General features: G+C 37.5%; 25 protein-coding genes. 16 read left to right on the forward strand and 9 right to left on the reverse strand.

The features are described 5' to 3' along the window. The first annotated feature begins 13 nt into the window (after positions 1-13). The 3 genes from pepF to ACQKOF_RS11275 all read left to right on the forward strand — a co-directional run bounded on the left by pepF (position 14) and on the right by ACQKOF_RS11275 (position 4,946). A complete protein-coding gene (gene pepF, locus ACQKOF_RS11265) occupies positions 14-1,825 on the forward strand; it encodes an oligoendopeptidase F (RefSeq protein ID WP_427556773.1) in 1,812 nt (603 codons plus the stop codon). Positions 1,826-2,366: 541 nt separating this feature from the next. Then, the gene (locus ACQKOF_RS11270; RefSeq protein WP_427556776.1) at positions 2,367-4,061 is read left to right on the forward strand and encodes a DHA2 family efflux MFS transporter permease subunit; all 1,695 of its coding nucleotides are present in this window, start codon (positions 2,367-2,369) and stop codon (positions 4,059-4,061) included. A 285-nt stretch (positions 4,062-4,346) separates the two neighbouring features. Beyond that, the gene (locus tag ACQKOF_RS11275) at positions 4,347-4,946 is read left to right on the forward strand and encodes a TetR/AcrR family transcriptional regulator (RefSeq protein WP_427556778.1); all 600 of its coding nucleotides are present in this window, start codon (positions 4,347-4,349) and stop codon (positions 4,944-4,946) included. 316 nt (positions 4,947-5,262) lie between these two features. On the opposite strand, the gene ACQKOF_RS11280 is transcribed toward ACQKOF_RS11275, so the two are convergent. The 4 genes from ACQKOF_RS11280 to ACQKOF_RS11295 form a co-directional block, all read right to left on the reverse strand. Further along, entirely contained in the window at positions 5,263-6,072 is an 810-nt protein-coding gene (locus tag ACQKOF_RS11280; protein WP_427556780.1) for a DsbA family protein, read from the reverse strand. Then, a complete protein-coding gene (locus ACQKOF_RS11285; protein WP_370045216.1) occupies positions 6,065-6,472 on the reverse strand; it encodes a globin in 408 nt (135 codons plus the stop codon). Before ACQKOF_RS11285 ends, ACQKOF_RS11280 begins: the two co-directional genes overlap by 8 nt. A 218-nt stretch (positions 6,473-6,690) precedes the next feature. After that, complete coding sequence (locus ACQKOF_RS11290; RefSeq protein ID WP_427556783.1) at positions 6,691-7,479, reverse strand: lytic transglycosylase domain-containing protein; 789 nt, start codon at positions 7,477-7,479, stop codon at positions 6,691-6,693. 34 nt (positions 7,480-7,513) lie between these two features. Next, positions 7,514-8,104, reverse strand: coding sequence for a CYTH domain-containing protein (locus tag ACQKOF_RS11295; RefSeq protein WP_427556786.1), 591 nt, complete (start codon positions 8,102-8,104; stop codon positions 7,514-7,516). Positions 8,105-8,380: 276 nt separating this feature from the next. Here ACQKOF_RS11295 and ACQKOF_RS11300 point away from each other — a divergent pair, with 276 nt between their 5' ends. From ACQKOF_RS11300 to ACQKOF_RS11325, 6 genes are all read left to right on the forward strand, one after another. Beyond that, positions 8,381-8,764 carry a hypothetical protein gene (locus tag ACQKOF_RS11300; RefSeq protein ID WP_427556788.1) on the forward strand — a complete coding sequence of 128 codons (384 nt, stop codon included), beginning with the start codon at positions 8,381-8,383 and terminating at the stop codon, positions 8,762-8,764. Between the two features lie 62 nt (positions 8,765-8,826). After that, entirely contained in the window at positions 8,827-9,498 is a 672-nt protein-coding gene (locus ACQKOF_RS11305) for a GTP pyrophosphokinase (RefSeq protein WP_400730655.1), read from the forward strand. Then, entirely contained in the window at positions 9,495-10,289 is a 795-nt protein-coding gene (locus tag ACQKOF_RS11310) for an NAD kinase (protein WP_370045225.1), read from the forward strand. Before ACQKOF_RS11305 ends, ACQKOF_RS11310 begins: the two co-directional genes overlap by 4 nt. Continuing rightward, positions 10,264-11,199, forward strand: coding sequence for an RluA family pseudouridine synthase (locus tag ACQKOF_RS11315; protein WP_427556793.1), 936 nt, complete (start codon positions 10,264-10,266; stop codon positions 11,197-11,199). Before ACQKOF_RS11310 ends, ACQKOF_RS11315 begins: the two co-directional genes overlap by 26 nt. Positions 11,200-12,022: 823 nt before the next feature. Continuing rightward, a complete protein-coding gene (gene mgtE, locus ACQKOF_RS11320; protein WP_427556796.1) occupies positions 12,023-13,399 on the forward strand; it encodes a magnesium transporter in 1,377 nt (458 codons plus the stop codon). Positions 13,400-13,442: 43 nt separating this feature from the next. Then, on the forward strand, positions 13,443-13,853 hold the full coding sequence (locus ACQKOF_RS11325; RefSeq protein ID WP_427556798.1) for a hypothetical protein: 411 nt from the start codon (positions 13,443-13,445) through the stop codon (positions 13,851-13,853). Positions 13,854-13,917: 64 nt separating this feature from the next. On the opposite strand, the gene ACQKOF_RS11330 is transcribed toward ACQKOF_RS11325, so the two are convergent. Next, complete coding sequence (locus ACQKOF_RS11330) at positions 13,918-14,442, reverse strand: CotY/CotZ family spore coat protein (protein WP_079559573.1); 525 nt, start codon at positions 14,440-14,442, stop codon at positions 13,918-13,920. Positions 14,443-14,575: 133 nt separating this feature from the next. Here ACQKOF_RS11330 and ACQKOF_RS11335 point away from each other — a divergent pair, with 133 nt between their 5' ends. From ACQKOF_RS11335 to ACQKOF_RS11360, 6 genes are all read left to right on the forward strand, one after another. After that, positions 14,576-14,980 carry a YhcN/YlaJ family sporulation lipoprotein gene (locus ACQKOF_RS11335; RefSeq protein ID WP_427556800.1) on the forward strand — a complete coding sequence of 135 codons (405 nt, stop codon included), beginning with the start codon at positions 14,576-14,578 and terminating at the stop codon, positions 14,978-14,980. Beyond that, positions 14,980-15,435: a stage V sporulation protein AC gene (spoVAC, locus tag ACQKOF_RS11340; RefSeq protein ID WP_427556803.1), complete on the forward strand. Its 456-nt coding sequence runs from the start codon at positions 14,980-14,982 to the stop codon at positions 15,433-15,435. The genes ACQKOF_RS11335 and spoVAC overlap by 1 nt, the downstream gene beginning before the upstream one ends. After that, complete coding sequence (locus ACQKOF_RS11345; protein ID WP_427556805.1) at positions 15,429-16,424, forward strand: stage V sporulation protein AD; 996 nt, start codon at positions 15,429-15,431, stop codon at positions 16,422-16,424. The genes spoVAC and ACQKOF_RS11345 overlap by 7 nt, the downstream gene beginning before the upstream one ends. A 16-nt stretch (positions 16,425-16,440) precedes the next feature. Continuing rightward, positions 16,441-16,800 (forward strand): stage V sporulation protein AE, encoded by a 360-nt coding sequence (spoVAE, locus tag ACQKOF_RS11350; RefSeq protein WP_427556990.1) that lies wholly within the window; start codon positions 16,441-16,443, stop codon positions 16,798-16,800. A gap of 65 nt (positions 16,801-16,865) precedes the next feature. Beyond that, a complete protein-coding gene (locus ACQKOF_RS11355) occupies positions 16,866-17,093 on the forward strand; it encodes a YjcZ family sporulation protein (RefSeq protein WP_370045235.1) in 228 nt (75 codons plus the stop codon). Positions 17,094-17,244: 151 nt separating this feature from the next. Next, positions 17,245-17,493 (forward strand): stage VI sporulation protein F, encoded by a 249-nt coding sequence (locus ACQKOF_RS11360; RefSeq protein ID WP_370045237.1) that lies wholly within the window; start codon positions 17,245-17,247, stop codon positions 17,491-17,493. 530 nt (positions 17,494-18,023) lie between these two features. Here ACQKOF_RS11360 and ACQKOF_RS11365 read toward each other — a convergent pair. From ACQKOF_RS11365 to ACQKOF_RS11375, 3 genes are all read right to left on the reverse strand, one after another. Then, positions 18,024-18,452, reverse strand: a complete 429-nt coding sequence (locus ACQKOF_RS11365) for a GNAT family N-acetyltransferase (protein ID WP_427556810.1) — start codon at positions 18,450-18,452, stop codon at positions 18,024-18,026. Between the two features lie 3 nt (positions 18,453-18,455). Beyond that, positions 18,456-18,971, reverse strand: a complete 516-nt coding sequence (locus tag ACQKOF_RS11370) for a YjcG family protein (protein ID WP_427556812.1) — start codon at positions 18,969-18,971, stop codon at positions 18,456-18,458. A gap of 81 nt (positions 18,972-19,052) precedes the next feature. After that, positions 19,053-19,772, reverse strand: a complete 720-nt coding sequence (locus ACQKOF_RS11375) for an alpha/beta hydrolase (RefSeq protein ID WP_427556815.1) — start codon at positions 19,770-19,772, stop codon at positions 19,053-19,055. 112 nt (positions 19,773-19,884) lie between these two features. On the opposite strand from ACQKOF_RS11375, the gene ACQKOF_RS11380 reads away from it, so the two are divergent. Then, positions 19,885-20,466, forward strand: coding sequence for a phosphatidylglycerophosphatase A family protein (locus ACQKOF_RS11380; RefSeq protein WP_427556817.1), 582 nt, complete (start codon positions 19,885-19,887; stop codon positions 20,464-20,466). A gap of 573 nt (positions 20,467-21,039) precedes the next feature. Here ACQKOF_RS11380 and ACQKOF_RS11385 read toward each other — a convergent pair. After that, a complete protein-coding gene (locus tag ACQKOF_RS11385) occupies positions 21,040-22,833 on the reverse strand; it encodes an ABC transporter substrate-binding protein (RefSeq protein WP_427556820.1) in 1,794 nt (597 codons plus the stop codon). Between the last annotated feature and the right edge of the window lie 4 nt (positions 22,834-22,837).

Raw genomic sequence — 22,837 nt, forward strand, 5'->3', positions numbered from 1 at the left:
AGGGGGCTGGCACATGGCTAGTAATCAAGTTTTAGTAAGAAATGAAGTTCCAGAAGAGTTAACTTGGCGTTTGGAGGATATATTTGCAACTGACGCCCTATGGGAAGAAGAGTATAAAGAAGTTGTAGAAATTGCAAAAAAGGCGTCTAGCTATGCAGGTACTTTAACAAATGGTGCAGATGCGTTATTAGCAGTTCTAATTTATCACAATGATATTTATGAACGTACAATGAAGCTGTACACGTATGCTCATATGCGTTATGACCAAGATACGACAAATAGCATCTACCAGGATATGAATAGTCGTATTCAAACATTAGCAACTAGTATCTCAGCTGCCCTATCGTTTTTAACACCAGAGATTTTATCATTGAGTGAAGAAATAATAGAACGTTACTTAGCAGAAAACAAAGATTTACAACTGTATAAGCAATCTTTAAAAGAAATAACGATGGCACGTCCGCACGTATTACCAGCAGAACAGGAAGCATTACTTGCACAAATGTCTGAGGTTACAGGTACTGCTTCAAATACATTTAGTATGTTAAACAACGCTGATATGGTCTTCCCTAAAGTGAAAAATGAAGACGGAGAAGAAGTGCAGCTAACTCACGGTAACTATAGTAAGTTTTTAGAAAGTAAAGATCGCACTGTTCGTGAAAATGCATTTAAAGTAATGTACGAAACTTATGGTAACTTTAAAAATACGTTTTCCGCTACATTAACTGGCAATGTTAAAAAGCATAATGTCAGCGCACGTATCCGTAATTATGAGTCTGCACGCCATGCAGCAATGTCTAACAACTTCATTCCAGAAAGTGTTTATGATCAATTAGTAGAAACAATCCATAAACATTTACCGGCTATGCAGCGCTATATTTCGTTACGTAAGAAGCTTTTAGGTGTAGACGAACTGCATATGTGGGATTTATTTGCCCCACTCGTTAAGGAAGTCGATATGAAAATCACTTACGACGAAGCGAAGGATATTTTAGTAAAGGCTTTGGCGCCACTAGGTAAGGAATATCAAGGTATTGTTCAAAGTGGTCTTGATAACCGTTGGGTGGATGTCTTAGAAAACAAAGGGAAACGCAGTGGAGCATACTCTTCAGGCGCTTATGGAACAAATCCATACATTTTAATGAACTGGCAAGACAATGTTAATAATCTGTTTACACTAGCTCATGAATTTGGTCATAGTGTACACAGTTATTATTCACGTAAAAATCAGCCGTTTGTTTATGGCGACTATTCTATTTTTGTGGCTGAAGTAGCTTCGACATGTAATGAAGAACTGTTAAATGATTATTTACTGAAAACAATTGAAGACCCACAACAGAAAATTTATTTATTAAATCATTGGCTAGACGGCTTCAGAAGTACTGTTTTCAGACAAACAATGTTTGCTGAATTTGAGCACCTAATCCACCAAATGGATAAGAATGGTGAATCTTTAACGGCAGATCGTTTAACAGAGGTTTACTATAATTTAAATAAACAATACTTCGGCGAGGATATTGTTGTAGATGAGGAAATCGGCTTAGAGTGGGCTCGTATTCCACACTTCTACTATAATTACTATGTGTATCAATATGCTACAGGTAAATCTGCTGCAACAGCATTAAGTAAACAGATTTTAGAAGAGGGTACACCAGCTGTAGAACGTTATATTAATAACTTCTTAAAAGCAGGTTGCTCTGATTTCCCAATTGAGGTATTAAAGTCAGCAGGTGTTGATATGAACGTTGCAAAACCGATTGATGATGCATGTAAAGTATTTGAAGAACGTTTAAATGAGTTAGAAAAATTATTGTTGAATAATTAATTTGGAAGGCTGTAGGAATGGCACTACAGCCTTTTTTCTATGATTATTTGAACGATAAAAATTTAAAGAATAATGATTTTTTTTGATTTCTAAATGTTTAAAAGTGCGTATCTTGAAAAAATACTGTTTGTAATCGCTTTCTATTTGACAAATTTGTGAATCTACCATCGGATTTATTGCTATCTTTACTATTCCATGATAAAGTGATTCATGTGAAATAAATCACAAAACAAACATACACCCCTTTGTTTGAACGTGAACATTTCTCCCATCCCCTTTGTGAAAGAGAGGCGTCACTATCTGTCGAGGATAGTGGCGCTTCTTTTATTTTGTTATAAATCTCGATCAAACAGCGAAGTATTCCAATAAAACTCAAAAATGTTCTGATAAATCGCTGAAACGTTCCGATAAATCACTAGAACATTCCGATAAATTTATAGAGTCTAATCTAAAAATAAAATGAATGCAACCAGTTGCATTCATTTTATTTTTTATTTATAATGCAATCAAGTGATTGCATTATATGAAAAGGGGATAGAAAGTGAAGAGTAAACAAAATTATATTATGCCTGTTATTGCGGCGGCACTTGGTTTTTTTATGGCTTTATTGGACACCACGATTGTGAATGTATCTTTGCCAAAAATTACGGCATACTATGAAACTACAATTGATCAAATTTCTTGGGTTGTTGATAGCTACAACATTGCATTTGGCGTTGTTTTGCTAACGGCGGTTAGATTTGCAGATCAATTTGGAAGAAAGAAAATATTTCAAATAGGGCTTATTTTGTTTGTAGTTGCGTCGGTTCTATGTGGAATATCGCAATCTATTGAGTTATTAATCTTATTTCGTGCAATTCAAGGTTTAGCGGCAGCAATGATTGTTCCAGTATGTGTTCCTTTAGTACTTGTTCATACTCCGCCTGAAAAGGTTGGTATTGTAACGGCACTATTTGGAATAATGGCGGGGATATCGACAGCATTGGGACCAACAATTGGAGGAGTCATCTCAGAGCATTTTTCATGGCAGTGGATATTTTATATTAATGTACCAATCGGGATTTTAGCAGTAAGTTTAATTCATACTTTTGTACATGAATCGTATGATCCTACTGCTTCTAAGAAGATCGACTGGATCGGTATGATTACAATTAGTATGTCATTGTTTGCACTCATATACGGGCTTTTACAAGTGAAAGAAGTTGGGTGGTCATCATCACTTGTTCTTAGTTGTTTAATTGGCAGTGTAATAGGCTTACTATTGTTTGTAATGATTGAATCAAAAAATAAAGATCCAATGCTTCCAGTTCAGTTGTTTAAAAACTATCAATTTGCATGCGGGAATATCGCACTGTTATGTTTAGGAATCGGTATGATGTGTGTCTACTTTTTAATGGCATTTTATTTAACAACAATAAACGGAATTTCTCAGATACAGGCGGGCTTAATTCTCAGCTCATCTTCTATAGCAACAATGCTCATTACCCCTCTTGCAGCTAAAGCAAATAAATGGGGGACATTATGGTTTGGTGTAATTGGTTATGTACTATTTAGTATAGGAACCTACTTGTTAGGTTTTATTTCACCAGATCAATCGGTTTGGGCTATTGTTGGAGTTTTAATGATTGTCGGTTTAGGATCGGGTTTAATCTTTAGCCCATTATCAATAGCACTCATTTTGCAGGTTCCCGAAGAAAAGGCTGGAATTGCATCAGGGTTATTTCAAGTAAGTCGTGTAATTGGGGCTGCGGTTGGCGTGGCAATTTTAGTAGTGATGCTACAGCATATGATGCAGAACGAAATGAAAACGGCAAAAAAGGGTATGATCGAAAAGGTTGAAATAAGTAAACTTAGTGATAATACGAAGGAAAAGCTAAAGCTTCAATTAGAAAATTATAAAAATAAAAATGAGCTAACAGAAAATAAATCGTCACTACAGGATGTTTTACATAAGCTAACTGACGAAGAGGAAAAACTATTAAAATCTTCACCAGATAACGCACATGCTGAAATTAAGAAGAGCTTTGCCACTGAAAGGGAGGAAATAATAAATCTTTATCCAACGTTAGAAAAAATAATGAAGGATCATATTTCTTTAGCATTTAAAGTAGTTTTTAGATTTGGAGCAATTGTTATGTTAATTGGTGCTGTTTTCGCATATTTGAATGGCATAAATGCAAGAAGAATGAAGCAATATATTAGAGAACGAAACTTTGAGGTTGCTAAGAAATATTAACTTTTTTCAGCGGGTGTTTTGGTAGCGAAAGCGAAGCGTCAGCTACAGATGTTTTGGTACCGAAAGCGTAGCGACAGGTACACACGACTGAGTGACCAACATCATGCTGCTGACGCTACGTTAGCACTACGCTTTCGCGCAAAAAACATCTGTTGGCCTAAAGCCGATTCCGGACGCAATTATGCCGAGGCATAATTGATTTAACTGAATGCAACTGATTGCTATCACTTTCTAATTCCGATATAATATTGAGCAAATTATGTTCGGAGGAGGAAAGTGGGCATAATGGCAAAGTTGAAGACAAGAGAAAAAATTCTTAATGCTGCATTGACGCTTTTTGGTGAAAAGGGGTTTGCTGGAACTTCAACACGTGAAATTGCTGAACGTGCCGGTGTGAATCACATTACACTTTTTAGACACTTTGGAAATAAGGAGAATTTGTTTCGTGAGAGTGTTATTTCACATAAAACAGACAGAGATTATTTTCCTAAAGTAGAAGAGGCATTTACTGGGGATATAGAGCATGATCTTAAAATCTTGGCGCAAGCTTATTTTGAAGAAAACATTCCTGTCAAGGAAACTATTTGGGTACTTATGCGTGAGATTCAACAAGATAAAGAGTTTGAGAAAATTTTCTTTGAATATCCAAATAAGTTATTTGACCATTTAGAGAATTATTTAATTAAGTTACATGAGCAAGGGAAAATTCCAAAAGGGAACTTTAAATATACAGCGAATTTTTTCTATTCATTGCTGTCGTCAATTTTAGTGTTCCAATTGACATTACCATATATAAATGAGCATATTAATCCGGATATTGATGAGATGATAGATGAGGTTGTGCATTTATTTACAGTAAGTTTGTATAATCCGAGAGAAAGTTAACTTCTTTTAGCAAATGTTTTTTGTATCGAAAGCAAAGCGTCAGCTACAAATGTTTTATGTAACGTAAGTGAAACGGCAGTTACAAATGTTTTATGTAACGTAAGTGAAACGGCAGTTACAAATGTTTTTTGTATCGAAAGCGTAGCGACAGGTATAGAAGTCTCCCACCTCTATAGGTGGTGAGATGATTGCCGAGGCATAATTGATTTATTGGGCTAAAAAAAGACAAAGAAAAGCAAGTGAAGTTTTCTTCACTTGCTTTATTTATAGGGCTTCTTGGATCAGTCCCTATTCTTAGAATAATAGTATAATTGCATTATTTAATACGCCACAGTGTATCGTGATTTGTCTGAATTCGTTCAATCTTTTGTTGTAGCATACGCTTCTTTAATTCGCGTTCAGCTGTTTGTTCTGTTAATGAGTAGATAAAAGCTACTTCATTTGTTGAAAGTGTATGGAATTTTGTAAATAACGCTTCTATTGTTGGTAATGGTTGGCGCACAAGCTGCTCATCCATCATCTCTTGTAAAATATGTTCATAAACTTCATAGGAATAGCTACCACTAACTTTAAGACCCTCATCTTCAATACATTCATTGAAAAATACAATACTAGGTACTTCATCAACTTCCATTTCACGTTTAATATATAAATCGCTTTGGAAGGCGCGTGCTGCTTCCTTTGAACCAAAGTCTGCAGAGAATTCATTCATGTCTAATTGAACATCTTCTGCAATTTTTAACAGCGTAGCATAAGAATTGACATCTTGCTTGTTTAGTAATACATATTCTTGTAGTTTCGACAAATAGCGTGCTCCTGCACGTTTGCCCTGTAACTCTGCTGCTTTAATAGCGATAGATGGTAAAACAGGGTGATTAATGTCGAGCTCAATACCTGATACACAACCCTTTACACGCTTACTTAAACAATTTAAAGAGGCAAGCTCCGTGCTTAGTACAAGGCGCCATGTAAAGTAATGGTTGTACTCTAGCTGTAGCCTACGAAGGATGGCTTGCATATTAAAAGCTTCTGGACAAAGTGGATCTACGAAAATATACAATTCAATAGGCTTATTAACAGTAGTAAACTCAGGAGTTGGCTCTTGCAACAGTTGAATATTATTCACGTAACAATTCCCCCTCAGCGTCATTTGGTGTATTAATCATGTGATGAGCTGTTAATACTAAACGTTGATAATAAGTTTCACGGAACTTCCCTTCTAACCCAACTTCATCCATCGCTTCGGACATACATTCAAGCCAAGCCTGAGCACGATCAGGTGTAATCGGAAAATTCATATGGCGTGCACGCATCATTGGATGTCCATGCTCCTCAGTAAAAAGATTTGGTCCACCTAAATACTGTGTTTGAAATTGAATTTGCTTGCGGGCTGTCTCTGTCAAATCTTTCGGAAAGATTGGAATAAGATCAGGATGTTGAGCAACTCTTTTATAGAATGCATGGATTAGCTCTGAAAGCTTTTCAGCCCCCAGCTCCTCATAAGGAACAGTGTATTTTCGACTCATAAGTTAAATGCCCCTTTAATTCTTTATATCGTAAAGTATATTTTTATACTTGGTCATCTTTACAAATGTGAATTTCTTGTGACTACCTTTATTCTATCAACGTCTTTTCGTTAACACAAACAAAGAGCTCTTCCGAAATGTTTTTCGCTAGAAAAGCACAAATTTCACCACGTGGGTGAAATTTGCCGAAAAAGACTGTATTAACAATGTTTATGCGATTAAACTGTGTAGTAATTCATCACTTTTTTGACATAATTCTGTGTTTCTTTAAAAGGAGGAATGCCACCATACTTTGTAACACGTGAAGATCCTGCGTTATAAGCCGCTAACGCTAGTGTAGGATCATTATCAAATTTATCTAGCAATTGGCGCAAATACTTTGCCCCTGCCATAATATTTTGCTCAGGATCAAAGGCGTTTGTAACCCCTAAATATTGCGCTGTTTTTGGCATTAATTGCATTAATCCTTGTGCTCCAGCATGACTAACCACATTTGAATTAAAATTAGACTCTTGCTTAATCACTGCAGCGATGAGTTTCTCAGGTACATTATATGTAGATGCTGCCTTTTGAATAATCGAAGCGTATTGGTTCGCACCTGCTAATGAATTGGCATACGCTGTTGAACCAATTACATTATCGGAAACATAGGAGTCGAGTTTTGTACTAGATTGTGTGTTTGCTAATGCTGCCTGTACAGCAGTAGGTATGTATACGGCATTAGAACCATTATAAAGTAATGATTGATACGCACTATTTTGCATGTTTTCAGATAACCCATTTAAATTACTAAGCTGGTTCATCAATGACGAAGCGCTCGATACACCCCCGAGCAAACTAGATAATTTTGCACTGTTCGCAGTAGTTGAGTCGCCGAGCAGTTCGCTAATCATGTCTGAAAACATAGAATTGCTGTCTGTAAGATTGTTTGACGATGAATTTTCTGAAGATCCTAGTGTTTGTAATGCTTGAATGTCAAGTAAAGTTCTGAGTGATTGGATATCCAAGGAGTTGTCACCCTTTCTTGTTATACTAGTTAAGCTACTGTTCTTTATTCATTTGTAATGCTTTCATAAAACGTGCGATTTTTTTATCTGTAGCCCGCTTTTCGATACCATGTTGCTGTAGAAATTCGTCGAAGATTGCATTTCCTTTTATTGCATCTTTTGATTCATATTCTACCTCATAATCGTCGCACTGCAAATAGAAAGAATGATCGAATACTAGTAGACCATCCTTATAAGGAATTTCGACACGATCAGTTGTCAGTGAACCAAATACTTCTAATTCTTCTAAAGGAATATTGAAGAAAGTAAGTTTTTTTGCTACTTCTTGGGCATAGAATCCTTCTCCAACAAGCATTTTCTTAGCTTGCTCAGCAGTTAATTCGTCAGTTGTTTCTAAATGTACATGCTCTGCATTTTTTTCTTTTAAAGTACATTCAAAATATTTGTCGATTTGTCTAATACGAAGCCCACTTTGTCGTTTCCGAATAGCTTGAGAAGGTGTGTCGAAATAATGATTTGTTTGACGATGAATAGCATTTTCGGGAATATTGAATTCTTGCAATAAATGTTCGTATTGTTGTTTTGTTAAGAGATTTTTAAATTCTATTTCAAGTTGTTGTGCCATATGCTCACCTGTTTGTTTTAATTTTTTTACGTATATTGATTTAGACAAAAAAATAGATTGTTATTTCCAAACGTTTAATCTTAGATAACGTCTGTGTCACCAAAAATGTGTTACATCGTGCAGCAAAAGGAGTTCCTTGATGCAAGCACAAAGCCGAATCCAGACGCCATTATACCGAGGCATAATTGATTTCGTCGATTTAATATTTACACACTGCAACTATTTACCCTCTATGATAAAATAAGAGGAAGAGTAAGACGAAAAGGGGAACCGCATGTGCGTAAAATTTATACAATAGAAACATTGAATTTTGAAAACGAGCAACTTCATTTTAGTTTAAACGACATTGAAGTAAATTTACAGTTAAAACCTGCTGCACAATTAATTGCAGATTCTGATGACTTTGCGTTTATTTATTTACTTGATGCAGGAGAGAATTATCATTACTTGCGTTTTCCACCGAGTAGTTGGGAGCAACTTGTACATATTTTACAAAAAAAGCAAAATCCAAAGCTACAACTAGGTGAAAAAGTTATTGAGCTTACAAATTTTTACGATGAACTGGAAATGCTCGTGTATAATATTGAAGGAAATTACAATTATGGGGCGGAATTTGTCCAAACGGTGGAACAACACTTCAAGGCAATTCTTGCTGAATAAAGAGACAAAACGAACAGACGGTGTTGGTTTTGTTCGATACCGAATGTCGGGAGGTTTTTGCGATGGGACAATGGGAAATATTTTTAAGTCCTTATAAACAAGCAGTAGATGAGTTAAAAGTAAAATTAAAAGGTATGCGTTCACAGTTTGGTATTGTTAATGCAAATTCGCCAATTGAATTTGTGACGGGACGTGTAAAGCCTTTAGCAAGTATATACGATAAATCATTAGAAAAAGGGCTTGCCTTTGAGCCCTCTAAACGACTAGGTGATGAGCTAGGGGATATTGCAGGCTTACGTATTATGTGTCAATTTGTAGATGATATTTCCACAGTTACGGAGCTAATACGTCAACGTAAAGATATGCGTGTAGTGGAAGAGCGTGACTATATTACACATAATAAGCCAAGTGGCTACCGCTCATATCATATGATTGTCGAATATCCTGTAGAAACGATACAAGGGAAAAAAGTGGTATTAGCTGAAATTCAAATAAGAACACTAGCTATGAATTTCTGGGCATCTATTGAGCATTCTTTAAATTATAAATATAAAGGCATGTTCCCCGAGGAAATTAAAAATCGCCTTCAAAGTGCAGCAGAGGCCGCCTTCCGATTGGATGAGGAAATGTCTTCCATTCGTAGTGAGATTCAAGAAGCACAGGCCTATTTTAGTGAATACAAAGAAGCATCGAATCCTAATTTACTATCGGAGAAGGAGCGTGACACAAAATGAAATTTTCCATTCAATCACGTAGAGATGCACAGTCGAACGAATTAATGGAGCTGGCCAGAACGTATTTGCAGGATTTTGGGTTAACTTATGATGAAGAGGCTCCTGAAATCGTAATCTCTATTGGAGGAGATGGCACTTTACTACATGCCTTTCATCGATATTCTCATTTGCTAGATCAGGTTGCCTTCGTAGGTATCCATACGGGACATTTAGGATTTTATGCGGATTGGAAACCATCTGAATTAGAAAAGCTTGTTTTGTCCATTGCTAAAAAGGATTTTAACGTTGTGGAGTATCCACTACTAGCGGTAAAGGTGGAGCATCATAATGCGGAATCCAATACGTATTTAGCGTTAAATGAAGCAACTGTGAAATCGCCAGATGTCACGCTTGTTATGGATGTAGAGTTAAATGGTAATCAGTTTGAACGTTTCCGTGGAGACGGTCTTTGTGTGTCAACTCCTTCTGGTAGTACAGCTTATAATAAAGCCCTCGGTGGAGCAATTATTCACCCGACTTTAGCAGCACTCCAAATCACTGAGATAGCATCTATCAATAACCGTGTCTTCCGTACAGTTGGTTCACCACTCATTTTACCAGCACACCATCACTGTGTTTTACGTCCAGTAAATGATCAAAACTTTAATATGACAGTTGATCATTTACAAGTCACGCAAGGCGATGTGAAGTCGATTGCTTTTAATGTAGCAACTGAAAGAGTCCGTTTTGCTCGTTTCCGTCCATTCCCATTTTGGGAACGAGTACATGAATCATTCGTGGCAAATGAGTAATATGGATACAAGGTTTACACTGCATTTTATAGCGGAAAAGGAAGGCCAACTATTAAGGGATGCCTTAACGGAATGGCGCATCTCCAAGCGAGCTTTAACGGCTATTAAATTTGATGGAGGATTACTGACAGTGAATGATGTTGAACGCAATGTTCGACATCCTCTTCACGTTGGGGATCGAGTTGAAGTTACATTCCCTCCTGAAGAAAAAAGTGAAGGACTCACAATTGAACATGGTGAACTTTCTATTATTTATGAAGATGAAGCTATTTTAGTGCTTAATAAGCCTGCATATCAGAGTACGATTCCTTCGCGTGAGCATCCAACACATAGCGTAGCTAATCTAGTGTGTGGTCATTTTCAACAGCAAGGACTAGCATCAACTGCTCATATCGTAACGAGACTTGACCGTGATACTTCTGGTTTGCTATGCATTGCTAAACATGCTCATATCCATCATTTAACGGGGCTTGCACAGCGCAGTGGAGAGATTTCTCGACAATATGAAGCAATTGTACATGGACATGTGGCACAAGAAGTACAATCAATCCTTGCTCCTATTGGACGCAAGGAGACGAGTATCATTGAGCGAGAGGTGCGTGAGGATGGTCAATTTGCGCATACAGATGTGACAATTTTAAGGAGCTTTTATTTACATGATGAACCGATGACACATATACAACTAAAGTTGCACACAGGGCGTACACATCAAATACGTGTGCATATGGCCTATGTGGGACATCCACTTGTTGGAGATGAACTTTATGGTGGAAGTCGCGAGCAAATAAATAGACAAGCTTTACACTGTGTGTCTTTAAAGATGCTTCATCCTTTGACAGGTGAGAGTTTACAATTCACAAGTAACTTAAACATAGATATGCAACGATTATTGAATGACTCCTTAGTTTGAAGTTTATTTCTTCAAAGCCTATCTATACAGTCATTAGTTCACGAAACGTGAAAACTATTACTGAATCATGTTATATATTTAAGGAGATGTTCGCACAAACGGGCATCTCTTTATCATTTTATAAGTTTTCTTAAAAACATGTTAACAGAAAATCAATTTCGCCTTGGCGTAATTGTTGCTGTCGCTTCGCTTTCGCACAGATGAACAATGCGTCCAGATTTTGAATTGTGCTCAGGCCTGCACGAGGGCCGACACGATGTCGGTCATTTCGGTAATGCCACAGGACGCGGCGTTCTTAGACTGAGTTCCTCTATTTCAGTAGGTGATTGGACACGCATTGAAAAGGAACCACATCCACATTCATCTCACCACCTTCAGAGGTGGGAATCTTCTGTAACTTACGCTTTGCTTTCACTACAAAAAACATGTGCTGAATGAAGATAAAGCGATTGTAGGGTATAGTAGAGTAGAGGATTTTTTAGGTTCAGTACCACAAGTTAGGAATGAAATGTATGTCATGTATAAGTTGATTGGAGTGGAGACTGGGCGACTCCCTGGGGATCAGCGTCACAGATGAGACCCTGGAGCGAGCAACGCGAGTGAAGCGCCTAGTCGGAACGGAGATCAACTCCACGCTATGGTGGTAGGTGAAAAACGGAAACATTTATCTGCAGATTATCCAATTAGATTGCGGAGATGTTGTAGGTTGCTATGTAGTAAAAAAAGGGTTTGCAGAAAAGGCACAATACACTCTATTATATAAAAGGTAGATTTACGGAATTGCCCGTATTAATGATTTAATGCTCGGAAGGAGGGGACAAGCATGATAGAGGAAAGAAATGAAAAGAATGATGTGCAATTCGACGAAGCACGTTTGCGAGAAATGCTCGAAGCACATGATATTAATGCATTCCGCGATGAGTTTTTAGAGCTTCATCCATATGATCAGGCAACGTTTTATGAGAAGGTGGAGCCTGATATAAGGAAGATCATCTATGCGTTCTTGTCTCCGACGGAAATGGCTGATATTTTTGAGGCAATCGAAATAGATGATGATGAATACACAGCGTATTTAGCTGAGATGGATCCGTCATATGGTGCAGAAATGCTTTCTCATATGTATGCAGATGATGCAGCAGACGTTTTAAATGAGTTGGATACAAAACAACGTGAAAGCTATTTAGGCATGATGGATGAGGAAGCAGCTGAAGAGATTAATGAGTTATTAAGATATGACGAAGGTACAGCTGGTTCTATCATGACGCCTGAATATGTAGCGATACCAGAAAATTCTACTGTGCGTTCAGCAATGGCAATTTTACGGAAAGAAGCGCCAGAAGCCGAAACCATTTATTATATTTTTGTCATTGATGAAGCACATCGATTAACAGGCGTTATTACGCTTCGTGATTTAATTATTGCTGATGAAGATACCCTTATCCGTTCGATTATGAATGAACGTGTTGTGATGGTGCACGCAGGGGATGACCAAGAAGAGGTTGCTCAAATTATGAAGGACTATAACTTCTTAGCGACACCAGTTATTGACGATAAGGGAGAATTACTAGGGATTATTACAGTCGACGATATTATCGACGTTATTGATGAGGAAGCCTCGGAGGATTACTCTAAATTAGCGGGTATTTCCGATATGGATAAATTTGATACAACTTCATTCCAAGCGGCTAAAAAGCGTTTGCCATGGCTTGTCATATTATTATTTTTAGGGATGTTGACAGCAAATTTGATAGGACATTTTGAGGCAACGTTAGAACAAGTCGCATTACTCGCAGTGTTTATCCCTCTCATTTCAGGTACTTCTGGAAATAGTGGAACACAGGCGCTAGCGGTAGCTATTCGAGGAATTGCGACAGGCGATGTCGAAGACCATAGCAAGCTAAAATTACTACTACGAGAAGCAGGTACAGGATTAATGTCTGGAGTTGTTTGTGGACTGATTGTGATCGGCATCATCTATATTTGGAAACAAGAGCTTATTCTTGGAATGCTAGTAGGAGCAGCGCTTTGTGGTTCGATTTTAGTAGCAACACTTGCAGGTTCTTTTATTCCACTCCTTATGCATCGTATGAAAATTGATCCAGCTGTCGCATCAGGTCCATTTATTACAACATTAAATGATATTACAAGTATTTTAATTTACTTAGGTTTGGCGACAGTGTTCTTAAGTCAAATAGCGTGAGAACCAAATTTCTTCCTTTTGCATATTGTATGAAAAAAGGGAAGTGAGTAATTTGGGTCAAGAGCCACGCTTGTTTATAAAGTCACCATCATATTTTCTGAATATTTCCAAGGTGCTACATGAACTTGATTTGGATGAAAGTACGTCAGTGTATATAAAGGACGGCTATTTCAATGAACAAACTATTGAAGAAAACGACGAAGTGGTTGAAGAAGTACAAATAGATCCGTATTTACTAAAGCAGCTTCAATTTTTAGAAAAGCCATTTCGGCAAAAAGCCTATCAACCATTAGTTGTATGTTTGAAGGATGGTAGAAAATTACGCGGTAGTGCATCTGATGTACAGACCGATTCATTGATGCTTACTTCTTTCGAATTGAAGACACAAGAGATTATATATTTTGAAGAAATAGAACAAGTATTATGGCGAGGTAAACAATTACCTACCTTATGAAAAAAGTGTACAGCAGAGGATGCTGTACACTTTTTTTATGTGTAGTGTGTCAAAGGAGAAAAGATTATTCACAAATCCCTAAGTCAACATCAGCAATACATTGTACAGCGCAGAAGCATGATAAATCTACAGTGATACAGCTCTCAGTTGAATTCCAATCATCTACTTTACATATTTTTTTCATGTTGACACAGCAGCCATCTCGACTTAATAGATCTACTGTACTTTCGCTGGAGTCAAATGAACATAGAGGCTCTAAAACACGCAAAGTAGCGCAGCACTCATCGAACATATCTTCTACACGGAAAAATACTGATGTACATATACATGGATCTGCTGTTGGTGAACTGAAAAATGCTTTAAAAGGAGTACCGTCTTTTGTAATTAACATGAATACACGTGTATCTGCATGAGAGCGTGCAGGACTTACAATGCCTCCAAGTGGTTCTAAGAAACAGTTAGCTGTACATGGTTGACATTCTTCTCTCACCGCTTGATTCTGAATGTCTAAGATGGCGCGTACTACGTCACAAACGCAGCCTGCTGAATGGATTGGTCCAATAGGATTTGTTGGCTTGCCACAACCCATATTGTCACCTCCTTTCCTTGTTACTACTTCTACAATATGTGCTTATGAAAAATGGACTCGGGCTTTCGTATATATAGTTAAATGAATAGTTTTTTTATGGTTGGAGAAACTTTAAAGAAAAGGAGGGTAAAACTTGAAGCTATTAGGAATGATGTTACCTCTATTAGTCAGTTTATCGCTTTTAAGTGGTTGCGGTGAAAAAGAAAAATTTATTGTCTACGGTTCACCGGAAAATGAAAAAGAAGTTGAAGCCATTTTAAAAGAACAGGACTTTGTAGACAAAACAACGGTTATTCAATATGACAATAGTATGCTTGTAGCAGTGCAAATTAAACCATGGGATAAGTGGAAAAAGGCTAAATTAGAGAAAAAGTTGCAAAAGAAATTTGATAAAAAATATCCAAACAAAGATGTTTTTGTCTCAACCGATTATAAAATTTTTTATGAAGCCAATAAAATAAAAAAGGATCAAGTTGAAGATAATAAACTGAAAGATAAAATTAAGAAATTGAAAAAGCTAGCAAAGGAGGAAACATAGTGGAAAAAGATCAATACAAGCAATTAGAACAAAATGTCACGCCAAAACCGCCCTATTTGAAGAATGTTTCTAAGGCGTTTCTAGTAGGTGGCCTTATTTGTACAATTGGGCAGGCAGTGTCACTTTTTTATATGATTTTCTTTGATTTTACCGAAGCGACAGTCGGAAATCCAACAGTTGCAACAATGATATTTTTCGCCATGATTTTAACTGGTTTTGGCTTATATAAAAAAATTGGTCAATTTGCTGGAGCTGGATCAGCTGTTCCTGTTACAGGGTTTGGTAATGCTGTTATTTCTGCTGCCATTGAGCATAGATCTGAAGGATTAGTACTCGGTGTTGGAGGAAATTTATTTAAATTAGCTGGATCAGTTGTATTATTTGGTGTTGTCTCCGCCTTTTTTATTGCACTTATTAAATTCATTCTTGTGACGATAGGAGTGGTTTCATGGTAATTGTCTTTCAATCGAAGCCGTCCTTAATAGCAGGTGGTGTGGTTGCAGGTCCATTAGAGAAACGTAGTATATTTAGTCAACATTTTGATGCGACCTACGATGATGAACGTTGGCAAATGAAAACAAATGAACAGGGTCATCGAAAAATGGTTGAAGAGGCCTGTGAATTTGCCATGAAAAAAGCGGGCGTAAAAAATACGGACATTGATTACTTTATGGGCGGCGATTTGATTAATCAAATGACACCAACCAATTTTGCGGCCAGAGACTTAGACATTCCTTTTATCGGATTATTCTCAGCATGTGCCACCTCTATATCTTCCGTAATTGTTGCGAGCCTGTTAACAGAAGTAGGTGCCTCCAATTTATCGCTAGCTGGTGCATCTAGTCAACACAATGCGGTTGAACGACAATTCCGCTATCCAATCAATTATGGCTCACAAAAGCCCCAAACTGCTCAATGGACGGTAACGGCTGCTGGTTATGCTCTTGTTGGTAAACATCATGAGGAATACCCTTCTATTGAAGCAGCAACTATTGGAAAATCGGTTGATTATGGTATGGATGACCCTTTTCACATGGGTGCAGCGATGGCACCTGCCGCTTTTCAAACAATTCAATCACATTTAGAGCAGCGAAATCAAAAAATTTACCATTATGATTTAATTTTAACAGGTGATTTAGGTCAACTTGGCATAAAACTTCTAAAAGGAATGTTTGTTGAGAGTGGCATAAAGAGCGAAGAGTTAAAACCTTTACGTGATGCAGGTGCTGAGTTTTATGGACAAGATGAAACGTTCCAATCCGGTGCAAGTGGTGCAGGCTGTTCGGCAGCTGTTTTTTTTAGTTACGTGATCCAACAGATGCGAGCAGGTACCTATAAACGAGTACTTCTTGTGGCGACAGGAGCATTACTGTCTCCGCTTTCATTTCAACAGGGCGAGACAATTCCATGTACGGCACATGCGATTGAAATTACAATGAAATGAGGCAAAAGCGATGGTTATGACATTTGTGTTTGCATTTTTTGTAGGAGGCATTTTTTGCGCCATAGGTCAATTATTAATGGATGTTGGTAAATTAACACCTGGACATACATTGAGTACTCTAGTCGTAGCTGGTTCAATTCTTGCCGGAATGGGTTTGTATGAACCACTCATTAATTTTGCTGGTGCCGGTGCAACTGTCCCTATTACATCTTTTGGAAATTCTTTGACGCAAGGTGCAATTGTTGAAGCGGAAAAACATGGACTAGTAGGTGTGTTAACTGGGATGTTCGAGGTAACAAGCTCAGGAATCAGTGCTGCCGTTGTTTTTGGCTTCATCGGAGCATTAATATTTAAACCTAAAGGAAATGTTGATTAGACGAATACCCCACCCATTTTTACAACGCTAACATATTATAGGTTGTAGAAGGGAGGGGTATTTTTATGGGATATCAAGGCTGGGGTGCGCATCCGTATGGAGGGCATGCTGATGGTTGTTACGGAGGAGATTATGGAGGTTACTATGGTGGTTCCCATGGAGGCTACTATGGTGGTCACCATGACGGAGGCCATGGAGGTTACTATGGCTACGGACATGGGCATAGTTCAACTTTTATCTTAATTGTTGTCCTTTTCATTCTTCTGATCATTGTTGGCGCTGCCTGCATATAATTTGATTAATGTGACAGTAGATAGAGGCTTTAGCTTTTCTTCAGAGTGCTCCATTTTCTGAATAAAGTTTAAAGCCTTCACTAGTTGTCATAGGATTAGTAGATGAAATGAAAGTGGGGGAAATTTAATTTTAACTGATAGGAGGGGGAACATGAATCGCTCGTTGTTTAATTCAATTGAACAAAAAACTGGGGTATCAATGGATGAAATCTTCGCATTAGCAAATGCAATTCAACATGCTGATTTTAAAAATGAAAAACAAGTAAGAAAAATCGTACGGCGCGTAAGTAAGATGTCCAATAGACAAATTACACAAGAGCTTGAAGATAAATTAGTACAATCTATTATTCAAGATGGAGCTTCACTAGATTTAGATAAAATTACTAAAATGATGAAATAACATGATATATCTACTATGCAAAGCAATATATCTAAAAGGTTGGTTAAATGGATTTTCATTTATAAATCAACCTTTAAAGCATTGTAGAGAAATAAAAAGGGTGTTACGATATGCATCAGCATTTTCGTAACACCCTTTTTGATCAATTATGCCTCGGCATAATTGCGTCCGGAATCGGCTTTGTGCTTAGGCCTGCAGATGTTTTTTGTGCGAAAGCGCAGTGCTAACGTAGCGGCAGCAACAGGGTTTTGTCTGTGCGAAAGCGAAGCGTCAGCAACAACAGGATGCAGGTCAATTAGCCGTTATCGCATGGATGCGATGATTTTAGGCTAACATCCTTTAAGAACTCCTTTCCGATTCCGTGACATCCGCCGGAGGCTTTGAGCCAACAGGTGTTTTTTGCGCGAAAGCGTAGTGCTAACGTAGCGGCAGCAGCACGATGTTGGTCACTCAGTCGTTGCCACAGGACGTGGCGTTCTTAGACGGAGTTCCTCTATTTCAGCGGGTGTTTGGACACCCACTGAAATAAGTTAGATTATTTTTTCCATAGCACGATGTGGGATACCAGCATCCATAAATTCAGGAGATGTTACCGTATAGCCAAGCTTTTCATAAAACGGAATAGCATAGCTTTGTGCATGGAGTTTTAGTTTTTTCTTATTAATTGAAATGGCGTGCTTCTCCATTTCCTTCATAATTAAAGCACCTAGTTTTTTGCCACGTTGATCTTGTAAAATACAAACACGTTCAATTTTTGCAGCATCGTCCTCGATACTTCGTAAACGTGCAGCACCTACAGGGTCATTGTCTTCGTACATAATAAAATGCGTTGCAGATGCATCCTCAGCATCACATTCTAGATGAAGCGGCACACCTTGCTCTTCAACAAAAACTTGTTTGCGGACTGCAAACGCATCCTCATGCTCTTTTGCTGTTTCAACAATCTTAACGTTAAACAAGAATTACTCAGCTCCTGACAAACGGAAAGTTTCATATGTTGTCCACGAGCCATCTTCCAATTGGTATAAAAGATGAATGCGATCAATTGTATCTTTTTCGTCAACACCTGTCATACGTAATTGCCCAAAGATGTCATCGTGCTCGGAATCTGTCATTTTTTGAGCAATTGTAATATGTGGTACAAATACGTGTTTTGACTCACCAAAAGGTACTTTTTCTTCTAAAGCTTGGCGGAATGCTGTTAATTGTTCAGTTGGTTCAATGCGGAAATAAATCGCATTTGTTGTTGGGAAAAATGAACTTATGCGTGATGCATGAATGTTTAAAGGTGCATATTTGGCAGTAAGTCCATCTAATTGTTTTACGACAGATTGAATATCTTCATCCGTTGCATCGAAGCTGTCCTTTAATGTTATATGCGGAGTAATTTTCGCATAATGAGAATCGTAACGTTTGCGATAAGTATTCGCTAAATCTTGCAATTTTTTTGATGGAAATGCCACAATACCGTACTTCATAGGCCATTACCTCCCGAAAATAAACAATTTTTTATTTAAGTATAACAGAAATTTCCGATTTCGTAATTTGAATCGTCCATATTAATTGAAATTTTCAATTAATGCGCGACGTAAATCGGGTTTCCAATATTTCCATGTATGATTGCCATCGAATTCTTCATAAAATGTAGAAAATCCTTTGTTTAACATGAGATTATGCAGTTGACGATTTGGCGTTAAAAAATCTTTAATGGTTTTATCCATCGTGACAACTTTATCTTCCTCTTTGCCGACAATATGGTAAATGGAAATTGCGCCTGGATCTTTAAAATTCTCTACAGCTTGCAGAACATCTTCATCAACATGCGGTGATTGTAAAATGACCTTGCCAAAAATACTTGGGTATTTTAATGCGGCCATTAAGGAAGCGGTTGCAGCCATTGAGTCACCAATAACCCCACGACTCATTCCCATTTGGTAGGTTGCGTATTCAGCGTCTAAATATGGCACAAGCTCATGGGCTAAAAAACGAAGGTATGCTTCATGTTGCTCTCCACTTGGAATATATTTATGACGTCGATCCTTTATGTCCTTATAAGGAACGAATGCAATGATTAAATTTTCGATTTCATAGTCATCGATAAGTTCATCAGCAAGTTTTGTAATACCTCCAAGCTGGAAATAATCTTTGCCGTCTGATGCAATTAAAATATTATATTTATAAAGTGGAGAATAATTTGCAGGAACATAAATATAGAGCTGTAATTCCTCCTGCAATGCTTCACTATAGAACTTTAAATCCTGTACAGTTCCCTTATCCAATGATGACACTCCTTCTCATGTTTGTAACAAAATTGTACCATATAGCCAAAGTAAAGGTATAATAGGTTGGGCTAGCACTATTCTAGTAATAAAATCGAAGTGAGGGATAGTTATGCATGATAAAAGTACTCGTATACACTCTGAGGAAGTAGCGAAGGCAGCACAAGCTGCACTTATTCGTCGCGGTGTATCGCTAGAGGATATTGCTAAAATCGTTTATGAAATGCAAAAATCCTATAATGAAGGTTTAACATTAGACCACTGTGTTCATTCTGTCGAGCGTGTATTACGTAAGCGTGAAGTTCAACATGCTTTATTAGTAGGGATTGAATTAGATGAACTTGCTGAGAAAAAGTTATTATCGGCACCATTACAGCAAATAGTAGAATCCGATGAGGGTTTATTTGGTGTGGATGAAACGATCGCACTTGGGGCTGTTTTTACATATGGTAGCATAGCAGTAACAACTTTCGGACACTTAGACAAGCAAAAAATCGGTATTATTAAGAAGTTAGATACAGAACCTGGTCATCATGTAAATACGTTTTTAGATGATTTAGTTGGCAGTATCGCAGCTTCTGCCGCGTCACGTATTGCCCATCGTATGCGTGACTTGGAAGAAGAGGGCGGTACATTTGCAGATATTGAGCCAGAAGAGCTAGGACCAAAACCAAAATCACATAATGAGATTTAACATCTTTCAGCACCCGCTGAAAGATGTTAAATCCTCCGGCGGATGTCAGAGTATTACTATAGATAACAGAGCCTTCTTTAAGTATGTGAGGGCTCTGTTTTTTAGTGTTGAAAAATAAATTTGTATTTTCTTGATGTTATCAGCGATTATCGGCATTTTGGAGCGTCGAGCCGCATTCTCCGCTAATGTTGCCGCTCCGCTTTCGCACAGATAAAACAATGTTGTTGCCGCTTCGTTGTCACTATAAATTAAAGTGACATGCTGTGTAAAAGTAGTTGATTTCCGTTCCGACTGATCCCCGAGGAGTCGCTCAGTTGGAACGGAAATCAACCTCTCGTTTTGCCGAAAAGCTAAACGAGGCTGGGACAAAAGTGTTTCAGCCAACAAAAATACCGAACTATCCAATGAAACGCTCATGAAGTGTTTCGAAATAGTTCGGTTTTTCTATTTATCGTGTGTTGTTAATTTAGAGATTATTCGGCTTTATGAAGGAACCATTTAGTTATGTCCCAGCCTCGCTTTTTAGTATGCTTAGCCAATTGTTTTGTATACTCACACACTTAATTTTAATAATTAATCGTTATAGGCTTTTAAATATTCTTTTACTTTTGCATTGTCTGCCTCAAGCTTTAATCCAGTATTAATTAGTGGTGAAACAGTGGATACAGCAGGTTTTTTATTGCCTTGATAGTAGCTAATAAATTCACCTTGATTAATAGAGTAAAGAATTGCTTTACGTAGGTCTACTGAATCTGATACAGCGCGACCAGATGTATTCATTTGTAGATAGGATACTGCATTACTATCAGCAGTGTGTAACGTTAGTTTAGTATCAGATTTTACAATGTCTAGCTTTGTTTCTGGTACTGACTGGAGAACATGGATTTCACCATTACGTAATGCGGATACAGCACTATCGTTATCAGCGATAAAACGAACATTAATTTTTGCGATCTTCGGTTCATATTCACTACCTACACGGTAAGCCGGATTTTTCACAAATTGTGCTTCATAATCATTTTTCTTCACAAGAATGTAAGGGCCACTTGCATAAAGATGGTTGTTGTATGTTGCTGTGCCTTCTGTCACTGTAGCTTGATCACCATAGGCGATATCCTTATCTGGATCATAGCTTGCTACATCATATGTGTTAATGCTTGTTACTTGTTTTTCAGATACGATACCACCAGATTGGTGTGCTAAATAATTTAACACTTGTGGGAATGGCGTTGGTGTTGTAATTTTAACAACTTGGTATGCTCCAGCCGCATTATTAACAGTCCCTTTATCTTTTGCTAATTGCGTTACGGAAGCAGGGAGGTGTTGGGATAATGCATCTAACACAGACTGATCAGAGCCCGCAACCTTTTTCTTTTGTAATTCAGCTAAGTCAGAAACGATTTCGACTGTTTCAATATTTTCGTGAAGACTATATGTGCGATGGTCTGGAACTGATTTTGGATTTTTTGCACGATTTAATGAGAATACAACGTCTTCTGCTGAAACTAATTCACCTGTATCAACAGCGGCACCGTCTTTTACAGCAGCGAAGTTAATATCATCACGTAAAATGAAATAATATTCTTGGTTACCTTCAGAAATAGCATGATTATAAGATAATGATCCATCAGAAACGACATCATCTGTATCTGTTAAGTTTACAAGTCGTACATACATATTTGTATTTAATGTATTAATAGAACCATCATTTCCTTTAATAGGATCTAGCGATGTTAACGAACTAATTGTTTGATGTAAAATCAACGGTTCAGTTGCATTTTTAGATGAGTCATTGAATTCAATACTTTCCCACACTTGCGCACGGGATTTTGGTAGATGCACTGTTTTCGGGTTTACTAATTCAGAGTAAATTCCTTGATATTTATTTGAAATATATAGCGGTGCGATATAAGCTTGATCGAATACTAAGAGCTGTTCTAAATCTTTATATTTTGCAGCAGCTTCATCACCTGTTAATGTACTTGCTTCTTCGATGAGAGCATCTAATTTTGAATCAGATACAATACTATAGTCACCGCCCGTTTTAAATAAACCACGAACAGCATAATCAGGGTTTCCTGTTACTGTTGTCCAGCTCGAAAGCGCTAAATCATAATTGCCAGCATCTTTTTGTGCTGAAAATGAACCATAATCAGGTTGAATATTTAGTTTAACATCAAAGCCATTTTTAACTAGTTGATCACGAACAATATTCATGTCTTCCTCAGAAGCGGCCATGCCTAATACTTCAATTGTTTTTTTACCTTTACCTTTTGAATCTTTACTACCTTCTACTTCAGTTTTTGTTTGTACACAGCCTGCTAATGCTAATACTGCTATGAATAAGAATACAAGTAATCTTTTCATTTAA

Source organism: Lysinibacillus sp. NPDC093190 (assembly GCF_050280425.1).
Taxonomy (GTDB): domain Bacteria; phylum Bacillota; class Bacilli; order Bacillales_A; family Planococcaceae; genus Lysinibacillus.